22 protein-coding genes are annotated in these 24,831 nt (G+C 36.0%); 18 read left to right on the forward strand and 4 right to left on the reverse strand.

Annotated features, from left to right (window positions below; genetic code table 11):
- Nucleotide 1: 1 nt before the first annotated feature.
- From MHH98_RS05330 to rhaA, 6 genes are all read left to right on the forward strand, one after another.
- Nucleotides 2–1,003, forward strand: coding sequence for an ABC transporter permease (locus MHH98_RS05330; protein ID WP_340712267.1), 1,002 nt, complete (start codon nucleotides 2–4; stop codon nucleotides 1,001–1,003).
- A gap of 45 nt (nucleotides 1,004–1,048) precedes the next feature.
- Entirely contained in the window at nucleotides 1,049–2,104 is a 1,056-nt protein-coding gene (gene rhaS, locus MHH98_RS05335) for a rhamnose ABC transporter substrate-binding protein (protein WP_038187570.1), read from the forward strand.
- A gap of 76 nt (nucleotides 2,105–2,180) precedes the next feature.
- Nucleotides 2,181–4,244, forward strand: coding sequence for a bifunctional aldolase/short-chain dehydrogenase (locus MHH98_RS05340; protein ID WP_340712268.1), 2,064 nt, complete (start codon nucleotides 2,181–2,183; stop codon nucleotides 4,242–4,244).
- Between the two features lie 27 nt (nucleotides 4,245–4,271).
- On the forward strand, nucleotides 4,272–5,732 hold the full coding sequence (rhaB, locus tag MHH98_RS05345) for a rhamnulokinase (protein ID WP_076034329.1): 1,461 nt from the start codon (nucleotides 4,272–4,274) through the stop codon (nucleotides 5,730–5,732).
- Complete coding sequence (rhaM, locus tag MHH98_RS05350) at nucleotides 5,729–6,043, forward strand: L-rhamnose mutarotase (RefSeq protein ID WP_038187562.1); 315 nt, start codon at nucleotides 5,729–5,731, stop codon at nucleotides 6,041–6,043. The genes rhaB and rhaM overlap by 4 nt, the downstream gene beginning before the upstream one ends.
- Before the next feature lie 26 nt (nucleotides 6,044–6,069).
- A complete protein-coding gene (rhaA, locus tag MHH98_RS05355; protein WP_340712269.1) occupies nucleotides 6,070–7,347 on the forward strand; it encodes an L-rhamnose isomerase in 1,278 nt (425 codons plus the stop codon).
- A 128-nt stretch (nucleotides 7,348–7,475) separates the two neighbouring features.
- On the opposite strand, the gene MHH98_RS05360 is transcribed toward rhaA, so the two are convergent.
- Entirely contained in the window at nucleotides 7,476–8,966 is a 1,491-nt protein-coding gene (locus MHH98_RS05360) for an L-fucose/L-arabinose isomerase family protein (protein ID WP_340712270.1), read from the reverse strand.
- 118 nt (nucleotides 8,967–9,084) lie between these two features.
- Between MHH98_RS05360 and MHH98_RS05365 the strand changes: the two genes are divergently transcribed.
- From MHH98_RS05365 to MHH98_RS05385, 5 genes are all read left to right on the forward strand, one after another.
- The gene (locus MHH98_RS05365) at nucleotides 9,085–9,966 is read left to right on the forward strand and encodes a helix-turn-helix domain-containing protein (protein WP_038187552.1); all 882 of its coding nucleotides are present in this window, start codon (nucleotides 9,085–9,087) and stop codon (nucleotides 9,964–9,966) included.
- 8 nt (nucleotides 9,967–9,974) lie between these two features.
- Entirely contained in the window at nucleotides 9,975–11,030 is a 1,056-nt protein-coding gene (locus MHH98_RS05370; protein WP_076064925.1) for an autoinducer 2 ABC transporter substrate-binding protein, read from the forward strand.
- On the forward strand, nucleotides 11,020–12,813 hold the full coding sequence (locus MHH98_RS05375; protein WP_076064924.1) for a sensor histidine kinase: 1,794 nt from the start codon (nucleotides 11,020–11,022) through the stop codon (nucleotides 12,811–12,813). The genes MHH98_RS05370 and MHH98_RS05375 overlap by 11 nt, the downstream gene beginning before the upstream one ends.
- Nucleotides 12,797–13,534: a response regulator transcription factor gene (locus MHH98_RS05380; protein WP_038187546.1), complete on the forward strand. Its 738-nt coding sequence runs from the start codon at nucleotides 12,797–12,799 to the stop codon at nucleotides 13,532–13,534. The genes MHH98_RS05375 and MHH98_RS05380 overlap by 17 nt, the downstream gene beginning before the upstream one ends.
- A 259-nt stretch (nucleotides 13,535–13,793) precedes the next feature.
- Entirely contained in the window at nucleotides 13,794–14,843 is a 1,050-nt protein-coding gene (locus MHH98_RS05385; RefSeq protein ID WP_340712271.1) for a DUF418 domain-containing protein, read from the forward strand.
- Nucleotides 14,844–15,020: 177 nt separating this feature from the next.
- On the opposite strand, the gene MHH98_RS05390 is transcribed toward MHH98_RS05385, so the two are convergent.
- The 3 genes from MHH98_RS05390 to MHH98_RS05400 form a co-directional block, all read right to left on the reverse strand.
- Nucleotides 15,021–15,233, reverse strand: a complete 213-nt coding sequence (locus tag MHH98_RS05390) for a hypothetical protein (protein WP_038187541.1) — start codon at nucleotides 15,231–15,233, stop codon at nucleotides 15,021–15,023.
- A 639-nt stretch (nucleotides 15,234–15,872) separates the two neighbouring features.
- A complete protein-coding gene (locus tag MHH98_RS05395) occupies nucleotides 15,873–16,328 on the reverse strand; it encodes an ImmA/IrrE family metallo-endopeptidase (RefSeq protein WP_038187538.1) in 456 nt (151 codons plus the stop codon).
- A gap of 9 nt (nucleotides 16,329–16,337) precedes the next feature.
- Nucleotides 16,338–16,697, reverse strand: a complete 360-nt coding sequence (locus tag MHH98_RS05400) for a helix-turn-helix domain-containing protein (protein WP_051448778.1) — start codon at nucleotides 16,695–16,697, stop codon at nucleotides 16,338–16,340.
- A 279-nt stretch (nucleotides 16,698–16,976) separates the two neighbouring features.
- Here MHH98_RS05400 and MHH98_RS05405 point away from each other — a divergent pair, with 279 nt between their 5' ends.
- The 7 genes from MHH98_RS05405 to MHH98_RS05435 all read left to right on the forward strand — a co-directional run bounded on the left by MHH98_RS05405 (nucleotide 16,977) and on the right by MHH98_RS05435 (nucleotide 24,653).
- On the forward strand, nucleotides 16,977–17,600 hold the full coding sequence (locus tag MHH98_RS05405) for a hypothetical protein (RefSeq protein WP_038187535.1): 624 nt from the start codon (nucleotides 16,977–16,979) through the stop codon (nucleotides 17,598–17,600).
- Nucleotides 17,601–18,596: 996 nt separating this feature from the next.
- The gene (locus tag MHH98_RS05410; RefSeq protein ID WP_076034335.1) at nucleotides 18,597–19,286 is read left to right on the forward strand and encodes an N-acetylmuramoyl-L-alanine amidase; all 690 of its coding nucleotides are present in this window, start codon (nucleotides 18,597–18,599) and stop codon (nucleotides 19,284–19,286) included.
- 73 nt (nucleotides 19,287–19,359) lie between these two features.
- Entirely contained in the window at nucleotides 19,360–19,722 is a 363-nt protein-coding gene (locus MHH98_RS05415; RefSeq protein WP_038187529.1) for a hypothetical protein, read from the forward strand.
- An 84-nt stretch (nucleotides 19,723–19,806) separates the two neighbouring features.
- Complete coding sequence (locus MHH98_RS05420) at nucleotides 19,807–20,127, forward strand: hypothetical protein (RefSeq protein ID WP_038187526.1); 321 nt, start codon at nucleotides 19,807–19,809, stop codon at nucleotides 20,125–20,127.
- Nucleotides 20,128–20,247: 120 nt separating this feature from the next.
- The gene (gene dacB, locus MHH98_RS05425; RefSeq protein ID WP_076034336.1) at nucleotides 20,248–21,711 is read left to right on the forward strand and encodes a D-alanyl-D-alanine carboxypeptidase/D-alanyl-D-alanine endopeptidase; all 1,464 of its coding nucleotides are present in this window, start codon (nucleotides 20,248–20,250) and stop codon (nucleotides 21,709–21,711) included.
- A 148-nt stretch (nucleotides 21,712–21,859) separates the two neighbouring features.
- Nucleotides 21,860–23,875, forward strand: a complete 2,016-nt coding sequence (locus tag MHH98_RS05430; RefSeq protein ID WP_076034435.1) for a catalase — start codon at nucleotides 21,860–21,862, stop codon at nucleotides 23,873–23,875.
- A gap of 133 nt (nucleotides 23,876–24,008) precedes the next feature.
- Nucleotides 24,009–24,653 (forward strand): cupin domain-containing protein, encoded by a 645-nt coding sequence (locus MHH98_RS05435; RefSeq protein ID WP_038187520.1) that lies wholly within the window; start codon nucleotides 24,009–24,011, stop codon nucleotides 24,651–24,653.
- Nucleotides 24,654–24,831: the final 178 nt, after the last annotated feature.

Here is a 24,831-nt window from a genome sequence, read left to right on the forward strand (position 1 = left end):
TATGGCGTCTAAAATGGAAGAAACCTATGTTCATAGAAAACTTGAGGCACATAAGCCCTTTTCGACGAAGCAATTTTTTCTACAGTGGGAATGGTTACTTGTATTAATTTTAATTGGAGTAATGGTACTGAATACATTGTTATCACCCTACTTTCTAAATGTAACGAGTTTAAGAGATGCGACGATGATCTTTTTAGATAAATCCTTCATCGTGTTTCCGATTGCCTTCATTATGATTATGAGAGAGATTGATATTTCGGTAGGATCGACTGTGGCTCTTTCTTCGGTCGTAGTGGCAACTGCTTATAATGTACTAGGCATGCCAATGGAAGTAGCAGTTATCATTTGTCTTTTGGTTGGTGCCCTATGTGGATTGTTAAATGGGCTATTAATAACGAAGTTTCCTGAATTGTCAGCAGTTATTGTTACGCTGGCGACGATGATTTTATATCGAGGAATTGCCTATATCATTTTGGAGGATCAGGCATCTGGGAATTTTCCTGAATGGTTTGGCTTCTTTGGATGGGGTTATATATTCGGGATTCCATTTATCTTAATTGTTTTTGTAATTATTGCTGTCATGTTCGGATTATTACTCCATAAAACTTCTTTTGGTCGAAGAGTATTTGCGATTGGCCATAATGATGTCGCTAGCAAGTTTTCAGGTGTAAATGTCAATCGTACAAAGTTAATTGTTTATACATTAGCGGGGGTGATGGCAGCACTTACAGCAGTTTTTTTAGCATCTCGAATGGGCAGTACTCGGCCAAATATTGCAAATGGCTATGAGCTCGATGTCATAGCGATGGCCGCACTTGGTGGTATTAGTACTGCTGGAGGAAAAGGGAGATTAATCGGGACAGTTATTGCCATCTTTATCATTGGTTATTTGCAATATGGGCTAGGTTTGATCAATATCCCATCTCAAACTTTAATGATTATTATTGGAGCCTTATTACTATTCGCAGTTATAGTGCCAAAGGTCAAAGAAATGCGTAGATAGAGGAAATCATGTTTTATCAAATATAAAATTTAAAGGGGTGTTCTTATGAAGAAGTTGTTCATGTTAATCGTGACATCAGTACTGCTACTTGGTGTTTTAGCTGCTTGTAGCCAAGGTAGTAGTTCAGGAGATAGTCAAAAGCCAAGCAAGGATAAGGAAGACGACGGTGGTCAAAAGAAATACGCATTTATTTTTAAAAATACAGGAAATCCTTACGGTGAGAAAATGATGGACGGTTTTGAGGAGGCGATAAAGGAGTTAAATGGTGAGGCTATTTTACGTGCACCAGATCAGCCTACTGCAGAAGCGCAAATTCAAATTATTGAGCAACTTATTACACAAAAAGTAGATTCAATTACGATTACAGGGAATGACCCAGATGCATTGCAACCAGCTTTAACAAAAGCAATGGATGCAGGAATTAAAGTTATTTCAGTTGACTCAGCAGTTAATGCTAAGAGTCGTATTACACACGTCAATCAAGCGGATCCAGAAGCAATTGGCCGTGTACAAATTGAAGCAATTTCAGAAATGATTGGTGGCAAAGGTCAAATTGCAATTTTAAGTGCAACCTCTCAAGCAACAAACCAAAATTTATGGATTGAATACATGCAAAAAGAGCTTGAAAAAGATGAGTACAAAGATATTGAGTTAGTAAAAGTAGCATATGGTGACGACTTACGAGATAAGAGTGTTTCAGAAACAGAAGCGTTGTTAAAAACCTATCCAAAGCTGAAAGGAATTATTGCGCCAACTACTGTTGGTATTGCGGCAGCAGGTAAAGTTTTAACGGATAAAGGCTTAAAAGGAAAAGTGATGTTAACTGGCTTAGGTCTTCCAAGTGAGATGGCAAGCTATATTGAAAGTGGCGTTTGTCCATGGATGTATCTGTGGAATCCAATTGATGTAGGCTATGCGGCAGGTTATACAGCTTCAGCTCTAATTAAAGGGGATATTGAAGGGGAAGTTGGAGATAAATTTGAAGCAGGCCGTACAGGTGCAAAAGAAGTTGTTGAGGACGGCGATGGTACACAAATTATGTTAGGTGAACCATTCAAATTTGAGAAGAGCAATATTGCAGAGTGGAAAGAAGTTTACTAATCAGAAATTGTCCTCAGTCCTGATGTAGACTGAGGATATTTTTCTTCATTAAAAAAACATAGCAGGAGGTAATGACATGATACAAAATACATGGGTGCAAGAAAAAGCAGAGAAGAAGCAAGGATTAGAAGAGTTGGTGTATCGCTCCAATCTAATTGGAAGTGATCGATCTGTTTGTAACTGGGGTGGCGGAAATACCTCGATGAAAACGATCGAAAAAGATTTTCGTGGACGTGATATAGAAGTGATGTGGGTAAAAGGTAGTGGCTCGGATCTCGCTACAATGGGTGCCGGCAACTTCACAGGACTTCGTCTCGACGACATCAGACCACTTATTGAACGCGATGAAATGTCAGATGAGGAAATGGTGGAATATTTAACGCATTGTATGCTAGATGCTAAGCATCCGAGGATGTCGATTGAAACACTCTTACATGCTTTCTTGCCATTTAAACACGTGGATCATACGCATCCTGATGCAATTATTAGTCTTTGCTGTGCTGATAATGGAAAGAAAATAGCCGATGAAATTTTTGGTGATCGCTATGTTTGGGTTCCGTATGTACGACCAGGATTCACTTTATCGAAAATGATTGCAGAAGGTGTAGTACAAAATCCAAATGCAGAACTTGTATTGATGGAAAAACACGGCCTTGTTACTTGGGGAGATACTTCTGAGGAGACATATGAACAAACCATTAAAATTATCAACGAAGCAGAAAACTATATTCATAGACTTCAAACACGCGCACCATTTGGCGGAGCCAAGGTGGGTTATCAGCAAGAAAATAAGCGAAAAGAAATAGCCGCCTCAATTATGCCAGTTATACGAGGTGCAGTTAGTACGGAACGCAGTATGATATTAGATTTTGATGATGCAGCGGATATTTTAGAATTTGTTAATAGTCATGACGCGAGCAAGCTATCTAAAATTGGAGCTGCATGTCCTGACCACCTTGTGCATACAAAGATGAGGCCATTATTTATAGAATGGGATCCTGCAAGTGGTGATACCGAGTCGTTGAAAACACTTATAAAAGAGGGCATTACACAATATAAAGAGGATTATGAAGATTATTTTAATCGACATAAAAAAGACGGAGACATTATGTTTGAGCCAGCACCTCGTGTGATTTTAATTCCTGGTGTAGGTATGGTCAATACAGGTAAAAATAAGAACAATGCCAAAGTTAGTGGAGCGTTATATCACCGTGCTGTATCGGTGATGAAAGGCGCTACAACACTCGGTAACTTTGTGTCACTTAGTGAAAATGAGTCTTATAACGTTGAATATTGGCCACTGGAATTATATAAATTATCATTAGCTCCAAAAGAAAAAGAATTTTCTCGTAAAGTAGCCTTCATTACCGGAGGACCGGGCGGTATTGGTAGTGCGACTGCACGTAAACTCGCAGAGGAGGGCGCGCATGTCGTATTAGCAGATTTGAATTTAGAAGGTGCTGAAAAGTTAGCAACTGAACTAAATGAAATATCGAAAGAACAACGTGCCATCGCTATTCAAATGAATGTCACGAAAGAGGATCACGTACAAATAGCATTTCAGGAAGCGGCACTTGCATATGGTGGTGTAGATATTATTGTGAATAATGCTGGCTTAGCAACTTCCAGCCCATTTGATGAAACGACTTTGCAAGAATGGAATTTAAATATGGATGTTCTAGGCACTGGCTATTTCTTAGTGGCAAGAGAAGCCTTTAAGCAAATGAAGACACAGGAAACTGGCGGTAGCATGGTATTTGTCGGATCTAAAAACTCCATCTATGCAGGCAAAAACGCTGCCGCTTATAGTGCGATAAAAGCACTAGAAACGCATTTAGCGAGATGTATTGCAGCTGAAGGTGGCGAATATGGGATTCGAGTTAACTCCGTATTACCTGATGCCGTACTACAAGGTTCTGCGATTTGGGGTTCTAGATGGCGTGAAGAGCGTGCGGCAGCTTACGGCATTGAACCAGATCAATTAGAAGAACATTATAAAAAACGCAATACATTATTAGTAAATATATATCCTTCTGATATTGCTGAGGCCATAGCGTATTTTGCTTCTTCGAAATCTGAAAAAACAACTGGTTGTATGATGACAGTCGATGGTGGAGTACCAGCAGCCTTTACGCGATAACACCTTTGGGAGATGGGAGTGAAGGTCATGACACATATTGCGATTGATATTGGTGCTTCAAGTGGGCGTTTTGTTATGGGGACTTTACAAAATGATCAATTACAAATAGAAGAAATGCATCGCTTTTCGAATGGTTTTACAGAAGTAGATGGTCGCTCTTTATGGAATATGGACCATTTACTTAAGGAAATCTTAGTTGGTCTTGAGAAGGTGAAAAAGCGTGGCTTTCATAATGTGACAGTGGGGATAGATACATGGGCTGTGGATTATGTGCTAGTAAGCGAGGACGGTGAACGCTTGCAGGAGGCATATTGTTATAGAGATCGCCGCACAACCAATACGATGGGGAAAATAGAGTCACATTTACCACTAGAGGATATATATTTGAAAACGGGTATTCAGTTACAGCACTTTAATACGCTTTACCAACTATATGAAGAGGATCAGAAATTACTGCAACAAACAAAATATGTTCTATTAATACCAGATTATTTAGCGTATAGGCTGACAGGTGTAGCGGTTCTTGAGATGACGAATGCATCAACCATGCAGCTACTTAATCCAGAGAATCGTAATTTTGATGAAAATTTATTAAAGATTATAGGATTAGAGAAATCACAATTTGCACCTTTTATTGAGCCGGGGCAAGTAATTGGGGAATTAAAACGAGATCAATTTCCTACGTATGATCTACCGGAGTGCGAGTTTGTTGCTGTGGCTTCCCATGATACGGCTTCGGCCATTGCAGGGACACCAGGGGGAGATGGACAGTGGGCTTACTTAAGTAGTGGTACTTGGTCATTATTAGGTGTTGAAAAAAAGGAACCAATTATAAATCTACAAGCTTATCAAGATAACTATACGAATGAATGGGGCGTTTCAAATACGTATCGTTTTTTGAAAAATATTATGGGAATGTGGATTTTACAGGAAATCATTCGGCATTACCCGGGCCAATACTCTGTTGAACATGTTATTAAAGAAGCGGCAACAGTTTCTCCGTACTTACAATATATTAATTTTAATGAAGAGCGTTTTTTAAACCCGCTTAATATGATTGAAGAAATTAAGCAGTATTGCCAGGAAACGGAGCAACCAATTCCACATACGATTGGTGAACTAACAGCATGTGTATTTTCTAATTTATCAATTATTTATGCTATTGAAATGGAGCGTTTAGAGGCAATTACGCATGAACCAATCGACAAGCTACATATTGTTGGGGGTGGCTCCAAAAATGATTTACTTAATCAATTGACCGCTAACTTAAGTGGTGTAACTATTTATACAGGCCCATCAGAAGCGACAGCTATTGGCAATTTACTAGTTCAAATGATTGCACAAGGGACATTAAAATCCATAGCAGAGGGGCGAGAGCTTGTCCAATCATCTTTTACAATTCAAAAGTTTGAGCCACATGTAGTAGATGCAAAAGAAATTATCAATAACTTTACTGCAGTAACTACAAAGGAGAGATGGCGTGTATGATTCGTAAGGCGTCGAAAATGTTTCTCTATAAAGATTGCTATGGGGAATATAAAAAGAGACATGACGAGCTGTGGGATGACATGAAGGTAGAATTGAAAGAGCATGGTGCTCATAATTATTCCATTTTTTTAGATGAAGAAACGGGGCAATTATTTGCTTATGTTGAAATTGAGAGTGAAGAGAAGTGGGCTACTATGGCTGACACTGCGATTTGCCAAAAATGGTGGACGTATATGGAGCCATTAATGGAAACAAATGAAGACCTCAGTCCAGTAGCGGTAGAGTTGAAGTCAGTTTTTTACTTAGCATAAAGCCATTTTCATAGGGAGGTATTTTAATGACAGTTGAACAGAGTTATGCTTTAGCAAAAGAAGCTTATGGTAAATGGGATGTTGATACGGATGCTGCACTAGAAATTTTAAAAACAATTCCTGTCTCGATTCATTGCTGGCAAGGCGATGATATCGGTGGCTTTGAAGTGAATAAAAGTGAATTATCAGGTGGTATTGATGTAACAGGGAATTATCCTGGAAAGGCACGTACGCCAGAGGAGTTACGTGCGGATTTAGAACTCGCGATGTCTTTAATTCCAGGTCGTCATCGCGTGAATTTACATGCTCTTTATGCAGAAACGAATGGCCAGGTAGTCGACCGTGATGAACTAGAACCGGTGCATTTTAAAAACTGGGTCGAGTGGGCAAAAACGCAGCAAATTGGTTTAGATTTTAATCCTACGCTATTCTCACACCCGAAAGCGGAAGATGGCTTAACATTAGCAAGCCCAGATGCAACAGTTCGTGAATTCTGGATTGAACATTGTGTGAAGTGCCGAAAGATAGCGGAGTATTTCGGTAAAGCATTAGGAACGCCTTCTTTGATGAATATATGGATTCCTGATGGTTACAAAGATATCCCAGCAGACCGGCTGACGCCAAGAAAACGCCTAAAGGATTCACTAGATGCTATTTATGCGGAGGAAATAAGCGGAAAATATTTAATTGATGCAGTGGAAAGTAAAGTATTTGGTATTGGATCGGAATCTTATGTAGTTGGGTCGCATGAATTTTACATGGGCTATGCATTAACAAATAAAAAGACTTACCTGATGGATACTGGGCATTATCATCCAACTGAAACAGTATCCAATAAAATTTCATCCATGCTCCTTTTTTCAGACAAATTAGCTTTACATGTATCAAGACCTGTTCGCTGGGATAGTGATCACGTCGTTATTTTAGATGATGAACTAAAAGAAATCGCAATTGAAATTGTACGTAATGATGCACTTGATAAAGTTGCTATTGGATTAGATTTCTTTGATGCGAGTATTAACCGAGTAGCTGCTTGGACAATTGGTACGCGAAATATGATAAAGGCGCTGCTATATGCACTATTAATGCCGCATGATTTATTGAAACGTTATCAAGATGAGAGGAATTATACTGCTCGATTAGCATTATTAGAAGAATTTAAAACATATCCATTTGGTGCCGTATGGGATCAATATTGTGCGAAGATGAATGTGCCAGTTGGTGAAAAATGGCTAGCAGAAGTTGAAAAATATGAGCGTGAGGAATTATTCAAACGTACTCAAGAGGTTTTATCAGTAGATTGAGTAGTACATGTTTTATGAATGTAAGGCAACTAGTTGCTCCTGACTAGTTGCTTTTTCTGCTGTTCATAACAAATTGAAAGCTGACTCATAGGGTGAAAACCGAATGGTGAGGCAGCTTCATTTCTTTACTATACGACTTTATATTCAGTGCCCATAAGTTTTGCCATTTTCGTGAATACACTAGCATTATGCCCTATTGCCATTGCACAATGATGTGTTGGTGCTTCTTTAAAGAGCGTATCAAAATATTCATCCGGATGTAGAGAAAATTTAACCGGCGTTTGCGTGTTTCCTATTGTCATAATTCGGCCATCTGTAGATTCTGCTTCACTAATGATCCATTTTAAGCGGCTCTCTACAGTTTGCGTTAGATAGAGTAAAGTAATTGGCCCTGTTTTTACTTTAGCCTCTACAGAAATGCCACTCCCTTGCTTACCGTGATAGACGCCCATTCCACGAAGCGCAGGTTTTCCTTCAGCTATGTCGATGTGGAAAGGTCCATCATGTCCAAACAGGATTGTGCCTTCTTTGTAATCAGTTAAGACAATTTCACAAAAACTACCGCCGACACCAATTGTATCGCATACTTTCATTGCAACAGCAGTTTTTAAATCACCTTCACCCGCACAAGAAATACCGTTAGCTGTTAATAGAGAGTGTCCTAAAATAAAGTCGCTTTGCAGCTGTTCATAGGCATTTCCTGGAGACCCGTGATAATAGTAAGCAAGAGCATCTAATCCATGCTCTTTCACTAATTTTTGCTGTGTGGCAGCTACCTTATAGGCTTGTGTAAGTTGTTCTTTGCTTGGCTTTTTAGCGAGTTTTTCAGAGGGAGAATCTTCAGCAATGTTAAACATTTCTTGTGTGATTTGCTCGATTTCAGCAACATCTGAAGTTGTCACATATTCTTGTAAAGCCTGTAAATCGCACATTTCCAGTACTTCTATATGAATTCCTGTTTGTGCTTGGAGCATCGTGAAATCACTATAAAGGTCAAGCATACCACTATAAGTGTTACCTAAAAAACCAAAAGTAGCCTGCTGTAAATTATGCTTAATCCTTGCTGCTTGTACCCATTCATTAATAGTTTTCCATGCTTTTTGTGCTTCGGGCATGTGTGAGGTATTTTCGTTAGATCTTGTGCCGACTGGTGTTTCCGAAAGTCCTAGTAAACCATTAATCACATCATATGAAATATTCGATCGATGGAGAGCATTAGCGAATTCAGGTACAGGACATGCGCCGCAGTTTGCTAGCCACTCAGCTGTATTCGTTTCATCATAATTAAGCTGTGGACTTGGTTGTAAATTCAATAATATCACTTTTGCTGAGCAATGCTGGTGAACAGGTAATACTGTAGCGCTTGTTGCATACGTTGCAGCGTGGACAAAAATAATATCTACTTGTTGTCCATTAAACCAATCACCTGCTTTACGGGCTTTTTGAACAGTATCAACTAGACCAAAATTCGATACATCACAAGATTTGGCTAAATTGCTTTCGATAAAGCGATTATAAGTGAGTAAACGTTCGCGTAAGCCAGGGAATTGAGCCCAATAAGCCTCCAATCCAGTAGAATATAGGCCGATTCGTGGTTTCTTATATTGAACACGTTTCATATTTGTTTCCTCCTTGTAAAAACTGTATGATTATTGAAAATAATACTAATATCTATAACTAAAAGCATTAGAGTATATTGTCTTTTTATATGATTATCTTGACTAGCGGGGGAGCAGCATGAAATTGTGGCAGCAATATAGAGACAATTGGTCTGAGGACTCCATTTGGATTACTGATAGTCCTTCTATTAAAGCGAAAGAGCATTTAAACACGCTACATGAGTTTGGCTATTTTAAAACATATGCACCTTATTTCACAGAGAGAAGTGGGCTTGATTTATATTTAATTGTATTGACGTTAGAAGGGGAGGGATTCCTGCAGTACAAGGACAAAACGTATACATTACATAAAGGAAGCTTGTTTTTAATACATTGTCGAGAGTATCAAAGATATTGGACAGCAGAAAAAGGGACATGGAATTTCCTTTGGATGCATGTAAATGGATCAGCTGTTTCTTCTTATTTCAATCTACTAAAAGAGGCTGAGGGACTAGTTGTAAAGGTTAAATCACTAGATTTCTTTGAACAAATAATGTGGTCAATAAGGCCACTACTAAACCAACATCAGTTTTATTATGAAGTCGAAATATCACAACGAATTCAGCACATTTTGGGTGAGCAATTGAAACTTTCACTGCATCAGCCAGAGAATACGGAAGTGATGCCAACATATGTAATTGAACTACAGGAGGTTTTAACGACAGATTTTGAACGAAAATGGACACTTGACCAACTGGCAAAGCGTGTAGCTGTAAACAAGTATCAAATGGCTAAACAGTTTAAAAAATATACAGGTCTATCCCCAAATGAGTTTTTAATCGTCCAACGAATGAATGCCGCAAAATATAAATTAAGAATTGGCAATGACGCCATATCTCAAATTTCTCGAGATGTAGGTATAGAGGATGTTAGTCATTTTATAGAGTTATTTAAAAAACGAGAGGGTATTACTCCGTTGAATTATCGGAAGATTTGGTCTCTTAATTTAATTGAAGAGTAGGTGATTATATGAATAAAAGTTGGTTCTTAATGATTCTTTATGTAATCGCTATCATTTCTTTGGTTATTGGATGTACAAGTCCAGAAAAATACCATGTATTATATGAAGCCGACAAGGTTAAACAGGAACAAACTGAAAAAAAGCCCAAGACTAAAAAACATTATCGCATTGCTTACATACCGAAAGTAGGTAATATACCATATTTTGAATCTGTTTATGAAGGCGTTAAAGAAGCAGCTGAACAATTGGAAATAGAGATAGTATATGAGGGGCCATTAAAAGCGGAAGCGGAACTACAACGTGACATTGTGGAGAAAATGATGGATAAGAAAGTGGATGCTATTGCAGTCTCAGTGATTGATAGTAAAAGTCTATCTTCAGTATTGAAGGAGGCTAAAAAGCGAGGCATCAAGATTGTGACATGGGATGCTGATAGCCAACCAGAAGCCCGAGATCTATTTGTGGATATGGTTGACTCTGAAATTCTTGGACGTCATTTAATGGACCAGTTAGCACTTCATACAGGAGAAGAAGGAGAGTTTGCGATAATGACAGGCTCATTTTCAGCAATTAACCATAACTCTTGGGTCAAATGGATTCAAGCACAATGGCAACAATATTATCCGAATATGAAGTTGGTAGAGGTCGTTGCAACTAATGATGATCCAGAAATTGCGTATGAAGCAGCAAAAACATTATTAAAAAAGTACCCAAATATACAGGGGATTATCGGCAATTCTTCTGTTGGACCTCCTGCTGCAGCACAGGCTGTGAAAGAACAAAATAAGGTTGGACAGATTGCAGTAGTTGGTCTATCGACACCAAATTTAATGAGGGATTATTTACTGGATGGATCAGCACAGACAGTTACTTTATGGAGTCCGAAAAAGTTGGGCTATTTAACGATCATTTTAACTGAGAAGATACTTGCAGGAGAACATATTCAAGATTATGAAGTCATTCCAGGTGTGGGCATTGTGCGTTTCTATAATAATGAGCAACGTGTTGTTATGGGAGAAGCCATCGATTTCACAAAGGAGAATGTAAATCAATATGACTTTTAAGCGAAGGCGATTTAAAAACTATACGTTAAAAACAAAGCTATTATTGACCTATATTATTATTACTATTATTCCAACTGCTTTATTAGGGTACGTGGCTTATAGTCAATATGTTTTATCAGTAGAGAGACAAGTAGGTACATATATTCCGAGGTTATTAAACCAAGCTAATAATAATATGGAGCGACAAATTGAACAGTATTTTGATGAAATGAATCAAATAAATAACAACAAAGAAGTAATGAATATTTTGAGAAAGTCCACTTTTCAAAATGTATCAAATATGAAACAGGATGAACATGTAGTTGAAAATTATTTGGCAAGTTCCTTTATGCAAGGTAGTAGGGAGCATATTATTAGTGTGTTTGTTTCTTCAAAGGATCGTCTGTTTCAAAATTCACGACTTTCATATGATTCTGGATTCTCAACAAGTCAGTCTATCGGATTATACGGAAATTCCTTTAAATTAAAAGAGGAGGAAAGGGTGTTTTTTCCGCATGAGACCTCTCTTTTCTTCAAAGAGGGCAAACCATTTGTGCTACTAGTAAAACAAATTATTGACTATGAAAACAGGCACAATTTAGGCACCGTATTTGTGGCACTTGATTTAGCCTTTATCGAGCAAACAATACGTACTGTCGATGAGCAAGATGATGCGAAAATGTGGATGATAGATGATCGAGGTTATATTATTTATCATTCCATACCGTCTCTAATCGGTACCCTTGATAAAGATAAGGTAGATTATCCAATAGCTAATGGTAGTTTTCAATCAGATCAAACATTATATAGTAGCGCCAATAGTGTTAAAAACCGGTGGACCTTTATGCATGCTATTCCCGTGAGTCACTTAACTGAAGAGTCTGATTTTGTACGCAATATAACAATCATATCATTCTTCATTATTGTAGTTTTGGCAATAGGCAGTTCGATCATTCTTGCGTGGGGCGTAGCAAAACCAATTCAACGTTTAGCGGGTGAGATGAAGCGAGCGGAAAAAGGAGATTTTGATATCCAGCTCACGAATGAGTCGAATGATGAAGTAGGTATGCTTTCAAAAGCATTCACGAAAATGCTAAGAGAAATTGAGGAATTAATAAATGAAAAGTATGAAATTGAACTGAAGCAAAAGGAAGCAGAGCTATATGCACTTCAGTCGCAGATCAATCCGCATTTTATGTACAATACGTTAGAAAATATCGCCATTATGGTGGAAGAGGATGAAAAAACGAACGTGGTAGAGATGGTCACAAATTTAGGTCGCATGCTGCACTATTCATTGGGCAATAAAGACCAATTCGTTCCCTTATATTTAGAGCTTCAACATATTCAAGATTACCTAGTGATTCAGAAAGCACGCTTTGAAGAAACGTTAGCATATTCGGTCGTAGCTGCACATACATTGCACGACAAAATGACACCAAAATTTATCCTCCAGCCACTGATTGAAAATGCATTTGAGCATGCGTACATACCTGGGCAGACGTTAGAAATCAATGTCACGGTTACAGAAGAAGAAAACGTGATGCAGCTTGTCATTCAAGACAATGGTAAAGGAATTAGTACTGAAAAATTAACTTTAATCAAACAGCAGTTAACTGACAATCAGATATTTAAAAAGGATGATAGCTTTGGCTTATCCAATGTAAACGGTAGACTTGTACTCCATTTTGGTAATGAGTATCATCTACGTATTCAAAGTGAAGAGGGCATCGGCACCAAAATTTTCATGCATATACCTATTCTAGATAGAGGAAGTGTTTACAATCATGACAGAGAAAATTAAAGTCATCGTTGTTGACGATGAAAGTCGTCTAAGAAGGGGCATTGAAAAACTAATTACAAGTAACGGTGAAGAATGGGAAATTGTTGGCTCATATGTAACGGGCCAAAGTTGTCTCGATGATGTTATAACACATGACCTTCCATTTGATGTGCTGTTTACCGATGTGAAAATGCCCTTGATGAGTGGTTTGGAATTGTTAACTCGTTTAAATGAAAGGACCTCAAAAGCTTATTATGCAGTGATAATTAGCGGTTACGATGATTTTGAATTTATTCAAAAAGCAATGCGTGAAGGGGCCCTCGACTATTTATTAAAACCCATTGATAGGCTGGAAATGCAAGTGTGTCTCGATAAAATTAAAGCTAAATTCCACAAGAATGAAGTGCTAGCGGAGCCTGAATCGAAGAATGTGTCGATTGAAATCGCGACCCAGTGGATTCATGAGCATTTACATGAACCGTTAACGATTGAGAAAATAGCAGGTAAGGTTTTTATGAACGCCACCTATTTTAGTGAATACTTCAAACGAAAAACTGGCGAAACCGTCTTGGATTACATCACTAAAAAACGAATGGAAAAGGCGATCACCCTGCTCAAAACAACGAATATGAAAATATATGAAATATCACTTGCGACAGGCTACACAGATACAAAATACTTTAGTAAATTATTTAAAAAGCATTACGGCATGTTACCCTCGCAAATTCGTCATGGAGAATAGGCGGAATATGAGGTGTAGTATTGTTAATTGATGTCAAATAGGAAAAGAGATGCCTGAAGCCCTTTTACATTAAGGGTTTTGGGCGTTTTTTTTTTTGCAGTATTAGGCTTTTAATTAGATATGTTCTGATTGATTTTAAATTGAGTAAAAATCATTCACCTATTGTTTTAAGGTTTTTGTAAGGTTGGCATTAATATCACGTAAGATTAGCAAGTTATACTGACTATTATTCAAAATAAAGAACTCAAAGGAGATATATATGAATCCATCCATATCACAAAAGGAAAGAATTATTTCATTAGACATTATACGTGGGCTTGCTCTTTTTGGCATACTTCTTATAAACGTTGGAGCATTTAAAGTTATTATAGAAGGTGACCCCTTACCAGATTACAGTGGGTTTAATGGAATTATTAGCCTGTTGATAACAATCATAGTTGAAAAAAAATTCTTTTCTATTTTTTCTTTCTTATTTGGAATAGGCTTATATATTTTCGCTTCAAGAGCGGAACGTCGTGGAGATAAACCTAAATTACGTATGGTACGACGATTACTAGTACTCTTACTTCTTGGAATCGTCCATGTATTTATTTTTTGGGGAACAATTTTACCAATATACGCAATTGTAGGATTGTTTTTAATCCCATTTTACGGTGCGGAAATTACTACAGTAAAGAAATGGTTAGTTAGTTTTGTAACTATTTATGTAGTTTCTTTAATAGTTAAGTTTTTTTTGCCTACTATTATAATAGTCTCATCTATCCTTGATTTCTTTTCTAATGATATTATACTAATCTTTATAATGTTTTTAGCTGGCTTTTTAACCGCTAAAGCAGGGTGGTTATTACAAATAAAAGAATTGTCAAAACAGATTAAATGGATTCAAAATGTAACTTTTGTATTGTTCATTGTTTCCTCTTTATGCATTTGGTACGCTCATCTAAGCGATTATAATAATGAAAAACTAGTTGTTGAATTAGGAGTAATTCCAACAACAATGTTTTACTTATCAACATTATTTTTATTGTTAGAAAATAAGCGTATAGAGAAATTAATGAAACCTATTGCGCGTGTGGGACAAATGGCATTTACAAATTACATTGCACAAAGCATTATAGGAACGATGATTATTTCACTAATTGGCCTTGGTGTTGTATCTCCAAAGGATGTTGTATATATCGCAATCCTGATTTTTGTTATCCAAATTATTTTTAGTAATATCTGGTTTAAGTTCTTTCCTATTGGACCATTAGAGAAAGTATGGCGTTATATGACTTATGGAAAGAAGAAATACAATAACAAAGTTTAATTTAGACATACATTATAAATTAGTATTTTAATAGATTTTGCTACAATAAAAAAAGCCACTCAAAATGAAGTGGCATTTTTTTATTGTTACATAACTTTGACTGATTCAATGATGTTAAGCAATTTTAATAGTCCACTAACAGAATATCGTATATATGTTTATTTTGAAGGATTATCCTTAGTATAAGGTTCTTATATACTCTCGTCCTTTCCAATAATCCATTTTTTCTTCAGTTTGTATATCTTTATTGACTACACATTCAGTAAGACTAGTTTTTTCTTCATTGTTTAATTTTATAAGTAAACCGTCTATTCCATTTCCATTAACTTCATCATCACGGTCAACAATACCCTTTATATTTTCGTTATTTTTAACAATTTTGTATTTCACGGCTATTACTCCCTTCCGACAAACCTGATTTACCAGGCGATTTTAAGAGTTCAGTTGAGCAAAGCTTTTCCGTACATTACTAGGTTTTATACTATATTGCCTAAGAATTTTTTTTGGAAAATCCCTGATTTGTCGTTGCCATATTTGCTTGTAAGATCAATTATTCAGCAGTTTGTATTAGCTAACTATTCCGATTCTAAAAGTTATTTTTATCCTCTAAACTACTCATTAACATACATAACGTTTAGAACAATAAAAGGTAGTTCAAGATGAAATCCCAAAACGACTGCTTGCTATTCTATACTATTAATTGCCGACTTTAATGTTCAATATCTCTCACTCCTTATACGAATAATAACAGCCTTGTTTAACTAAATCCTGTCCATCTATGCTTTGTTTAGACACATTTTGTAATTGCAATAAAAGTAAATACACCTCTTGCTATGAAAAATTCTAGAACAAATAAATAGAAGAAAATGCCTTTTTTAATGCAAAGTGAAATGGAATCTATGATGTAAGGCAAATAAAAAGACCATTCAATTGAATGGTCTAACATAAATAATCCAGCCTAAATATTCATCATCTTTAAAACAATTCTTGTTCAGTTGTCAGAAATAGAAACATATGTTCTTTTTGTGGTTAAAAAAAATCCCTTTCAATATTCAGAGGATCAAAAAATATACGATAGCCATTATAGATGGTCGATAAGCCATAGCGCTGTCGATACCTTTCTATAGCGCAATATAAGTATTGTGGGGTTATTTCTAGGTACGTGCAAATGTCTTCTTCAGTTCTTTGATCAGCAACATAGCATTCAATTAGTTTGTCCAAGGAAACAATCTTTTCATAACCCCATCTTCTAGCTGTAAGTTCTAATTTTTGATTGCGGACACTTTCTAAATTCGTAATGTCTCCGTAAGTTGTTTCATAATGCCCAATCTCTTCTGCTAAAACACAATGTTTTTCGTAAAGGCTTAATCGTTTATTCACAATGATTTGATGGTCTACATAAAGTCCAGATAACCCTTTTGGCATTAACAAGGATTCTTTAAATGTTAAGTGCTTATATTGAGACATAAGTGCTTCGTATAACATAAATTCACCTCACTTTTTACGTTGCGATTTTATAAAGTCTATGTAGTTTTTAATAACCTCCATTTCTTCCTCTGTTACATCATCATCTATATGTGCTGCAATGGTTTCAATCGTTTTTTCTTTAATGGATAATTCTTTTTGAGTTTCAAATGAAGGATCAATCCTTGATTTTTCAACGTTTAAGGCAGCAGCCATTTTCTCTACATTGCTAATATTAATGAGCGTTTTACAATTTAAATAATCAGATAGAGTACTTTTTGATATACCAGTTAACTCACTAAGTTTGATTTGATTTAAATCGTTTTTTTTTAGTAACTCTTTAATATTTTTGGCAATCTCCTTTTTGAGAGGTAAATCCCTATCTATCATGCTCATTTCCTCCAATCACCTAAAATAGTTAAATTAATCATAATCGATTACTCCATTATGTGCAATTAAAAATCCGGGAATATTCGGAAATATTATGAAGAAATTGAAATTAATCGTTTTACAATCCGAAAAAATTCGGATAATATACAACTAATAGAAATAATGAAATGGTGGAAGCATACTAACCAAACCTTATTGGAATAATAGATGAAGCTATGCATTTTGTAATCGGCAACTTTTCAAAACACTTATAACAAAATACATTTGGGAGGTAGTAGTATGAAACAATTTAATCGTTTAGCAAATATGGACATTAAAGAAAAAGAGATGCATGAAAAAGAGGATGAAATAATTCATCACAAAGGGAAGCTATTATGCAAAGTATCTCGTAAAGCTAAAGTTGGCGACTATGTTCGTTTCCATAACCTACACCGCTCATATGAAATGAAAGAAAATACAATCAACGGGAAATTGTATAAAGTGTTCAAGCAAGGTGGATATGAAGATGGGGGCGTGTATTTTGATGAGGAGGGTAATGAAAGAGATGTCCTTGGTTGGGAGATAGATCCGATTCCAGATGTATTTGAAGTATGTGGTGTTTATGACCGTGCTCCATACAATGCTTCTGAAACTGCTCAAAATGAACAAGAATCGTTAAGCATAAATAACCTGAAGACGATTGCAAAAAGAGTACAACAACTTCAAGTGGATAGAGTAATCCATCAACAACAAATAATCAATTATTACTTTGGATTTGAAACTGTAAGTATACATCTAACAGAAGATGCTTTTCTTTCTATTTTTACGAGCTACACACATGAAAATTACGATGGACAATATACGAAACTAAGCGCTGTGATGAATGAGGTCGAATTTTTTTGCTTGCAAGAAAAACAGACTTAAATGATATTTCAAATCAGAAAGGTGAAATTTTATTATTTGCGTACAACATTTATTAGATAAATAGATATGAAATTAAACAGATGAATGAACTTGTAAATGAAAACGAAAAATTCAACTCAAAAATCAAGGTTTTTTATTTGCGAAACGTTTTTCTACGTGGAAAAAAAGAGAAGAAATATTTCTTCTCTTTTTTTATTGATGATTTTAAGGGTGGTTCTACATAGCAAATAAGAGACAGGAACAGAGAGGCTTGTCTTTATGAAAGAGAATAAAATTATGCCTATTACTTGGAAGTACACGATGCATGAGTAAAAACTTGTAATGATTTTTATTTGAATCAAGCAATTATCAAGAATTATTGAGGAAGGATCTAATTGATTTCTACTAGCAAGACCCTTACCTCTATAGAAAAAAGATTCAGCGTGTCATGAATGTAGAATGAATTAATTGTTTCACTTTTTTCTACGGTCCATTTTTGACATTTGATATGTTAAAAGATCAATTTGCTTTTGCATCTGTTCTAACTGTCTTGATTGTTCTTTAAGCAAATGTGACTGTATGTTACTCAATCTTTGTTCTTCTTCTAATTCTTGTAACTCTGCCAATGCCGCAATAGTTAATATTGCCTCACCTAGTGTTGTAATAGAAGCACCGATTACATGAAGTTTGGCGGGATGATTTTCTGGTGATTCAAAACCTTTTTCGAAGTGTTGTTTGCGATTAGATTAGGATTATTTTCTTTCATTGTCATGCCTCCCCTTGGCTATTTTATGTTTTTTAAACAAGTCATGAAACTCGTCCATGGATTGTTTATGAAAATGAGGAACTTTAAATTGAGAAATAACGGAAGGTAATAAATCATGTAATGAATACTTGGATATTAGGTATTATTAACCAATTTTTACAAAAGTTTAAATAAGTATTTGATTTAGAACATTTGTTCGTATATTATTGAGTTGTAAGTACTTACTAATAACAAACAAAGGGGATGTTAGAATGGTAAAAATCTTTATTGATCCAGGACATGGTGGGAGCGATCCAGGGGCTATTGGAAATGGAATTCAGGAAAAGGATATTACTTTAAAAATTGGCGCAAAGATTAGAGACATTCTTACGGCAGAATATAATAATGTAACAATTTTAATGTCTCGTACAGGTGACTCGTTTCCAAGTTTAACGGATCGTACGAATGCGGCAAATGCATGGGGTGCAGATTTTTTCTTATCAGTCCACATTAACGCTGGTGGGGGAACTGGTTTTGAAAGTTTTGTATATCCAGGGGTTGGGGTACCCTCTACAACTTATCAAACTAATATTCACACAGAGATTATGAACGTGAATCAGTTAACGGATCGTGGTAAAAAACAATCCAATCTACATGTTTTACGCGAATCGAACATGCCTGCACTTTTAACTGAAAATGGGTTTATTGATAGTGTAAGTGATGCTACAAAGATGAAAAATGAAACGTGGCTTACAAATGTAGCGCGTGGACATGTGAATGGATTAGTTAAGTGCTTTAATCTACCTAAGAAGGACTCTGCGATTTATCATACAGTTATTTCGGGTGATACGGTTTATTCATTGAGTGTAAAATACGGTAGCACAGTTACTCAAATTAAGACGTGGAATAATCTTGATAGTAATTATACAATTTATTTAGGACAAGTATTGAGAGTGAAATAGCAAAAAAATATCATAAAAAGCGCATCCAATAGGGTGTGCTTTTTACCTACTCGGGAAAGGTGGAGACTAAACATTGGAGAAAATAGTAGAGGTCGATCATCTTTTAGATAATCATGAGGGGCGTATAAAACAGTTAGAAGTGAATGACTTAGACAAAGAAAAACGATTGCGTGCAGTGGAGCAATCTTATCTGAAATTAGAAAATACGATACTACAAGAAAATCGAGATACACGTCTGTTATTTCAAAATACTATTCAAAATCAGTGGGAACTTATTAAATCTCGTGACATAGCAGTTGAAAATGATAAAAGTCGAAATTATGATCTAGCTAAGAGTAATTTAGAAAGACGAACAGAATTGGCTATGAAGTTACTCGGTACAGGAGGATTATTATATTTATGCATTCAATCCCTACTTGAGTGGATGTCTAAATGAGAAGTAGGGATGATTTAAGAATTAATAGAAAAACAGATTATAGTGCTAATCATTTTGGCCGTGATGGAGGGAATAAAACGAATAATGAACATAATGAAGAATTTTATGATACTCACTGCGTTAGCTGTGAGTATTTTTGTTTACTACCTAAGAATAATTCATAAACCCCAGCATTGTGGTCGTTATCTGTTAAATATACATAATTTGCCGAATAGTGCTAGTGAGTTGCGTTTAAAGCATTTAGGTTGGGCAAATGAGCAAGAGCGTTTGCAAAAACTTGAACGGTATAAAGCTTTGGATCCCGGGGCTAAGTATGGTGATATTAGGCAATACACTTCTATATTAGATGAAAATCCTAATTTGATTGAGTGGCAAGGTTTGAAAAGGAGTGAACGCAATTTATAACTAAAGTAAACAGAATGTAACAATGGCGAAAAATGAGAATTGACAGGGAAAATACAGCATATACTAGTGGACTAATACGATATTTACAAAACTTTAACATAAGAGAAAAGGGGGATAAGTATGCAAAGTAGGCTTTCTTTATTTGTGAAAGTATTTATGCTAATGGTTAGTTTTTTATTATTTGGCCAGACGATTGATGCTGGTACTCAGGACTTAAATCCATTAAGAGAAGATATTGAAAAGATTGTAAGGGAACAGCTTGACGGAGCAGAAGTGAGTATTTCCGTTCGGCAAAAAAATTCTGGGCATCTGATCTATTCATACCATGGTGGTCAAGTGATCAAACCAGCATCGAATATGAAATTGCTGACCTCAGCAGCTGCTTTAGAAACACTTGGTAATAATTATCAGTTTAAAACACAATTGTTTACGAACGGTAAGATTACAAATGGTCTTTTAGAGGGGGATCTGTACATAAGAGGAGAAGGGGATCCGACTTTAATGAAAGAAGATTTGGAGCAGTTTGCAGGGGAATTGAAAGCTAAAGGTGTTCATACAGTGGATGGTCATTTGATCGGTGATGATACTTGGTTTGATAGTGAATTATTAACGCCAGGTATTGTATGGGATGATGAACCGTATTATTACGCTGCTCCGATTACTGCATTAACAACTTCGCCCAATACTGACTATGATACGGGGACTGTTATCGTAGATGTGTCGACAGAGTCAGTTGATACTCCACCTACTATTAAAGTCACACCTTATATTGGTGAAATGGAAATAATTAATAAAGCAAAGACAGTCAAAGAAACTGATGCGTACACATTAGATATTACGAGACTATACAAATCCAATCAAATTGTCATTAGTGGAAATTTGCCAATAGGTAAAACGGGGCGAGAGTGGATTACAGTAAAAAATCCGACCATACACACATTATCTTTGTTTCAATCAGTTTTAGAAGAAGCGGGCATCCAATTTATAAGTGGTCATACGCTTAAAGTGATGAAGACGCCTAAAAAAGCTACTTTGCTAGTTGAAAAAAGGTCAATGCCATTAAAAGATATTATGATTCCATATATGAAACTTAGTAATAATGGAATCGCCGATATTTTAGTTAAAACAATGGGGCGAGTTGAGAAGCATGATGGAAGCACTAAAGCGGGTTTAAAAGTTGTAAGATCTTACGGCAAATCATTAAAACTTGATATGAAAACATGGAACTTTGAAGACGGTTCAGGTATGTCCCATAAGAATAGTGTATCTAGCAATGCATTAACGGATATGCTTTACAAAGTTCAAAAAGAGAAAAATTGGTACAAAACTTATTATTCTAGTTTACCTGTAGCTGCAAATGCTGAACGAATGATAGGAGGTTCGTTGCGTAATCGTTTTAAAGACCCATTAACGGCAGGTAAGGTTATTGCCAAAACAGGTTCTCTAAATGGGGTCAATACTTTAAGTGGATATGTGCAAGCAGATAGCGGCAAGTGGTACATTTTTAGTGTTCTTGTACAAAATAAGGAAGACACCATTCCGGTCATTGATAAAATAGTAACTACTATGGCGAAAGAATTATAATAAAATTTAGCACCTTCTAAAGCGTTTTTTATCCTTTAGAAGGTGCTTACGTATGTATTTATTTTTCTCTAGTTTTACTACTAATGAAAAAAACACCTGCATAGAGTATAGATGAGGTGGTTTTTTGAAAAATAATAATAACGATAAGATGGATAAGAAAGAACAGCAACTCCAGCAGTTTGTACGTCAAAACGAAGGGAAAATCATGACGTCAAATGAAGGTGTGAAAATCTCCAATGATGAAGATTCGTTAAAAGCAGGGGACCGAGGTCCAACGCTAATTGAAGATTTTCTTTTCCGTGAAAAAATGGCGCATTTTGATCGAGAGCGAATTCCTGAAAGAGTTGTGCATGCACGTGGATATGGGGCGTATGGTGAATTTGAATTGTATGAGTCACTTGAAGAATTAACAATGGCTAAATTCCTTAATGATACTGCTGTCAAAACGCCATTATTTATACGTTTTTCACAAGTGGCAGGTTCTAAAGGTGTAAATGAAACGAATCGAGATGTCCGTGGTTTTGCTACGAAATTTTATACTGAAGAAGGTAATTTTGATTTAGTCGGCAACAATATTCCTGTGTTTTTCATTCAGGATAGTATTAAGTTCCCGGATTTAATCCACGCAGTTAAACCGGAGCCTAATAATGAGATTCCTCAAGGGCAAACAGCGCATGATACATTCTGGGATTTCATAGCAAATAATCAGGAGTCAGCTCATATGGCAATGTGGATTATGAGTGATAGAACCATTCCAAGAAGTTTCCGAATGATGCAAGGCTTTGGAGTTCATACATTTCGATTCGTCAATAAGCATGGCAAATCCCGTTTTGTGAAATTTCATATAAAGCCCGTACTAGGCTTACGGTCACTCATTTGGGATGAGGCGCAGAAGTTAGGTGGGGCTGATGCAGATTACCATAGAAGAGATCTATGGGAAAATATAGAAAATGGAAATTATGCAGAATATGAACTTGGTATTCAAGTGCTAGAAGAGGCAGATGAATTTAAATTTGACTTTGATATATTAGACTCTACTAAATTATGGCCTGAAGAAGATATACCAGTTAGAATGATTGGGAAAATTACCTTAAATCGAAATGTTGATAATGTATTTGCTGAAACTGAGCAAGTCGCATTGCATCCTGGAAATATTGTTCGAGGTATTGATTTTACGAATGATCCACTTCTACAAGGCCGACTATTTTCTTATTCGGATACTCAGTTGTATCGCGTAGGTACGAATCATCAAGAATTGCCGATTAATCGCCCTGTTTGTCCTTTTCATAATAATCAACGTGATGGAGCTTCTCGCTACATCATCGACAAAGATCGAATTGCTTACCATAAAAACTCATTAGCAGATAATACACCATACACAGTGCCAGGTTCAAAAGGGGGCTTTGTCACATATCCTTCTTTGGTAGATGGGAGAAAAGTAAGAGAAACAGCAGAAAGTTTTGAAGATCACTTTTCGCAAGCGCGCTTGTTTTGGAATAGCATGTCACCAGTAGAAAAAGACCATATTATGCAAGCTTTTAGCTTTGAATTAGGAAAGGTGCAAAGTATTTCCGTAAGGCAACAAGTAGTGAATATGCTAGGTCATATTAGTACAGAATTAGCAACAGTAGTTGCTACTGCATTAGGTGTTGAGGTTCCGAAAGTGCCAGAATCTCAGGTGAAAAAGTCATCTCCAGCTTTAAGTCTATTTAATACTAAACATTCACCAAAAACGCTAAAAGTGGGTGTTATTTTAGAAAGTGGTTTTAATGGTAGGGAAACTAATTATTTATTAGAACAGTGGAAAAAAGTCGGGCTCCAACCTGTCATTGTTCATGATGAATTAGGTGTAGTGAAAGGTACTGACGGCATAGAATTAAAAGTAGACCAAAGTTTTCTAACGGGTTCACCTTTACTTTATGACGGGCTTTATGTAGGTGTAAGTCCAAATGCAAATGAAAATTCCCTATGGAAAACAAAGTCCTTTTTAATAGATACGTATAATCATTTCAAACCAATTGGTGCTTCTGAAGCGGCTGCGCCAATTTTAGAGTCGATTGGAATTTTAGGAAAGCCAGGTGTATTAGTAGATCAAAATCCGCAAACTTTTTCGAAGGAATTTATAGATGCAATGACCATTCAACGTTTCTGGCAACGTGTATGAAATGAATAGGGAAAGATTCCAGGGAACCCTCAATTTAAAGGGTTCTTTTTTGTATAGGCATTTGTCACGCATTTTTGTTATTTGCATAAAATACGATGAGACGAATCATTTAATGAAAAGAGGTTTTTAATCAATGTCTATTTCTTACATGGATTTTACACAACCGAATGTAGAATTCTTTTTTGATTTAAATAAAAACAGATTATTTACGCGTAATAATGAAAATTTTATTAATAGTCTAGGTAGAAATAATTTAAATACGCTAGGGAATGTATCGCTTTTTGATATATTTTTAAGTAAAGATCGTATTATTGAACCGCATTATCATCAAAATGCTTCGGAGTTAGTATATTGTATTTCAGGATCTGCAGTCGTTTCTTTGATTAACCCATTTACTAATAAAGTGTCACATATACCGATTACCCCTGGGCAAGTTGCGAACATACCTCAAGGTTGGTGGCATTGGGAAATAGCGACAAAAGAAAAAACGCATTTACTTGCTATTTTTGATGCCCCGTATCCAGAATCTATATTAGGGTCGGATCTCCTTACAAAAACACCTACTGAAGTACTTGCTTATGCTTATTGTTTAGATCCTAACCAATTGAAAAAAACGCTTGCACCTTTAAATAATGAAACAATACTCATTGGCCCAACTGACAATTGTTTGAAACAGCCAAAGAACACCAACATAGAACAACCTAGCATACCTATGACAAACTATCATCCATATTATAACGCTGTACAGAATCCTTATTATTATGGAGGAGGGCATTGATCATACTTTGCATGTTGTTCGTATATAGGGCTAGAAGTTTTTTGATGAATATGATGAATAAAGGACAACATCGAAAAAAAGTAAAGTTAACTAGGTCGATAAATAAGGTTCCTTTGTGTCTTTTTTAGAATCTCTTCTTAATGAATCGATGAGCCTAACGAAAAACTGGGTCATACAA

Origin of the sequence: Viridibacillus sp. FSL H8-0110, from assembly GCF_038003565.1 — a bacterium.
Taxonomy (GTDB): domain Bacteria; phylum Bacillota; class Bacilli; order Bacillales_A; family Planococcaceae; genus Viridibacillus; species Viridibacillus arenosi.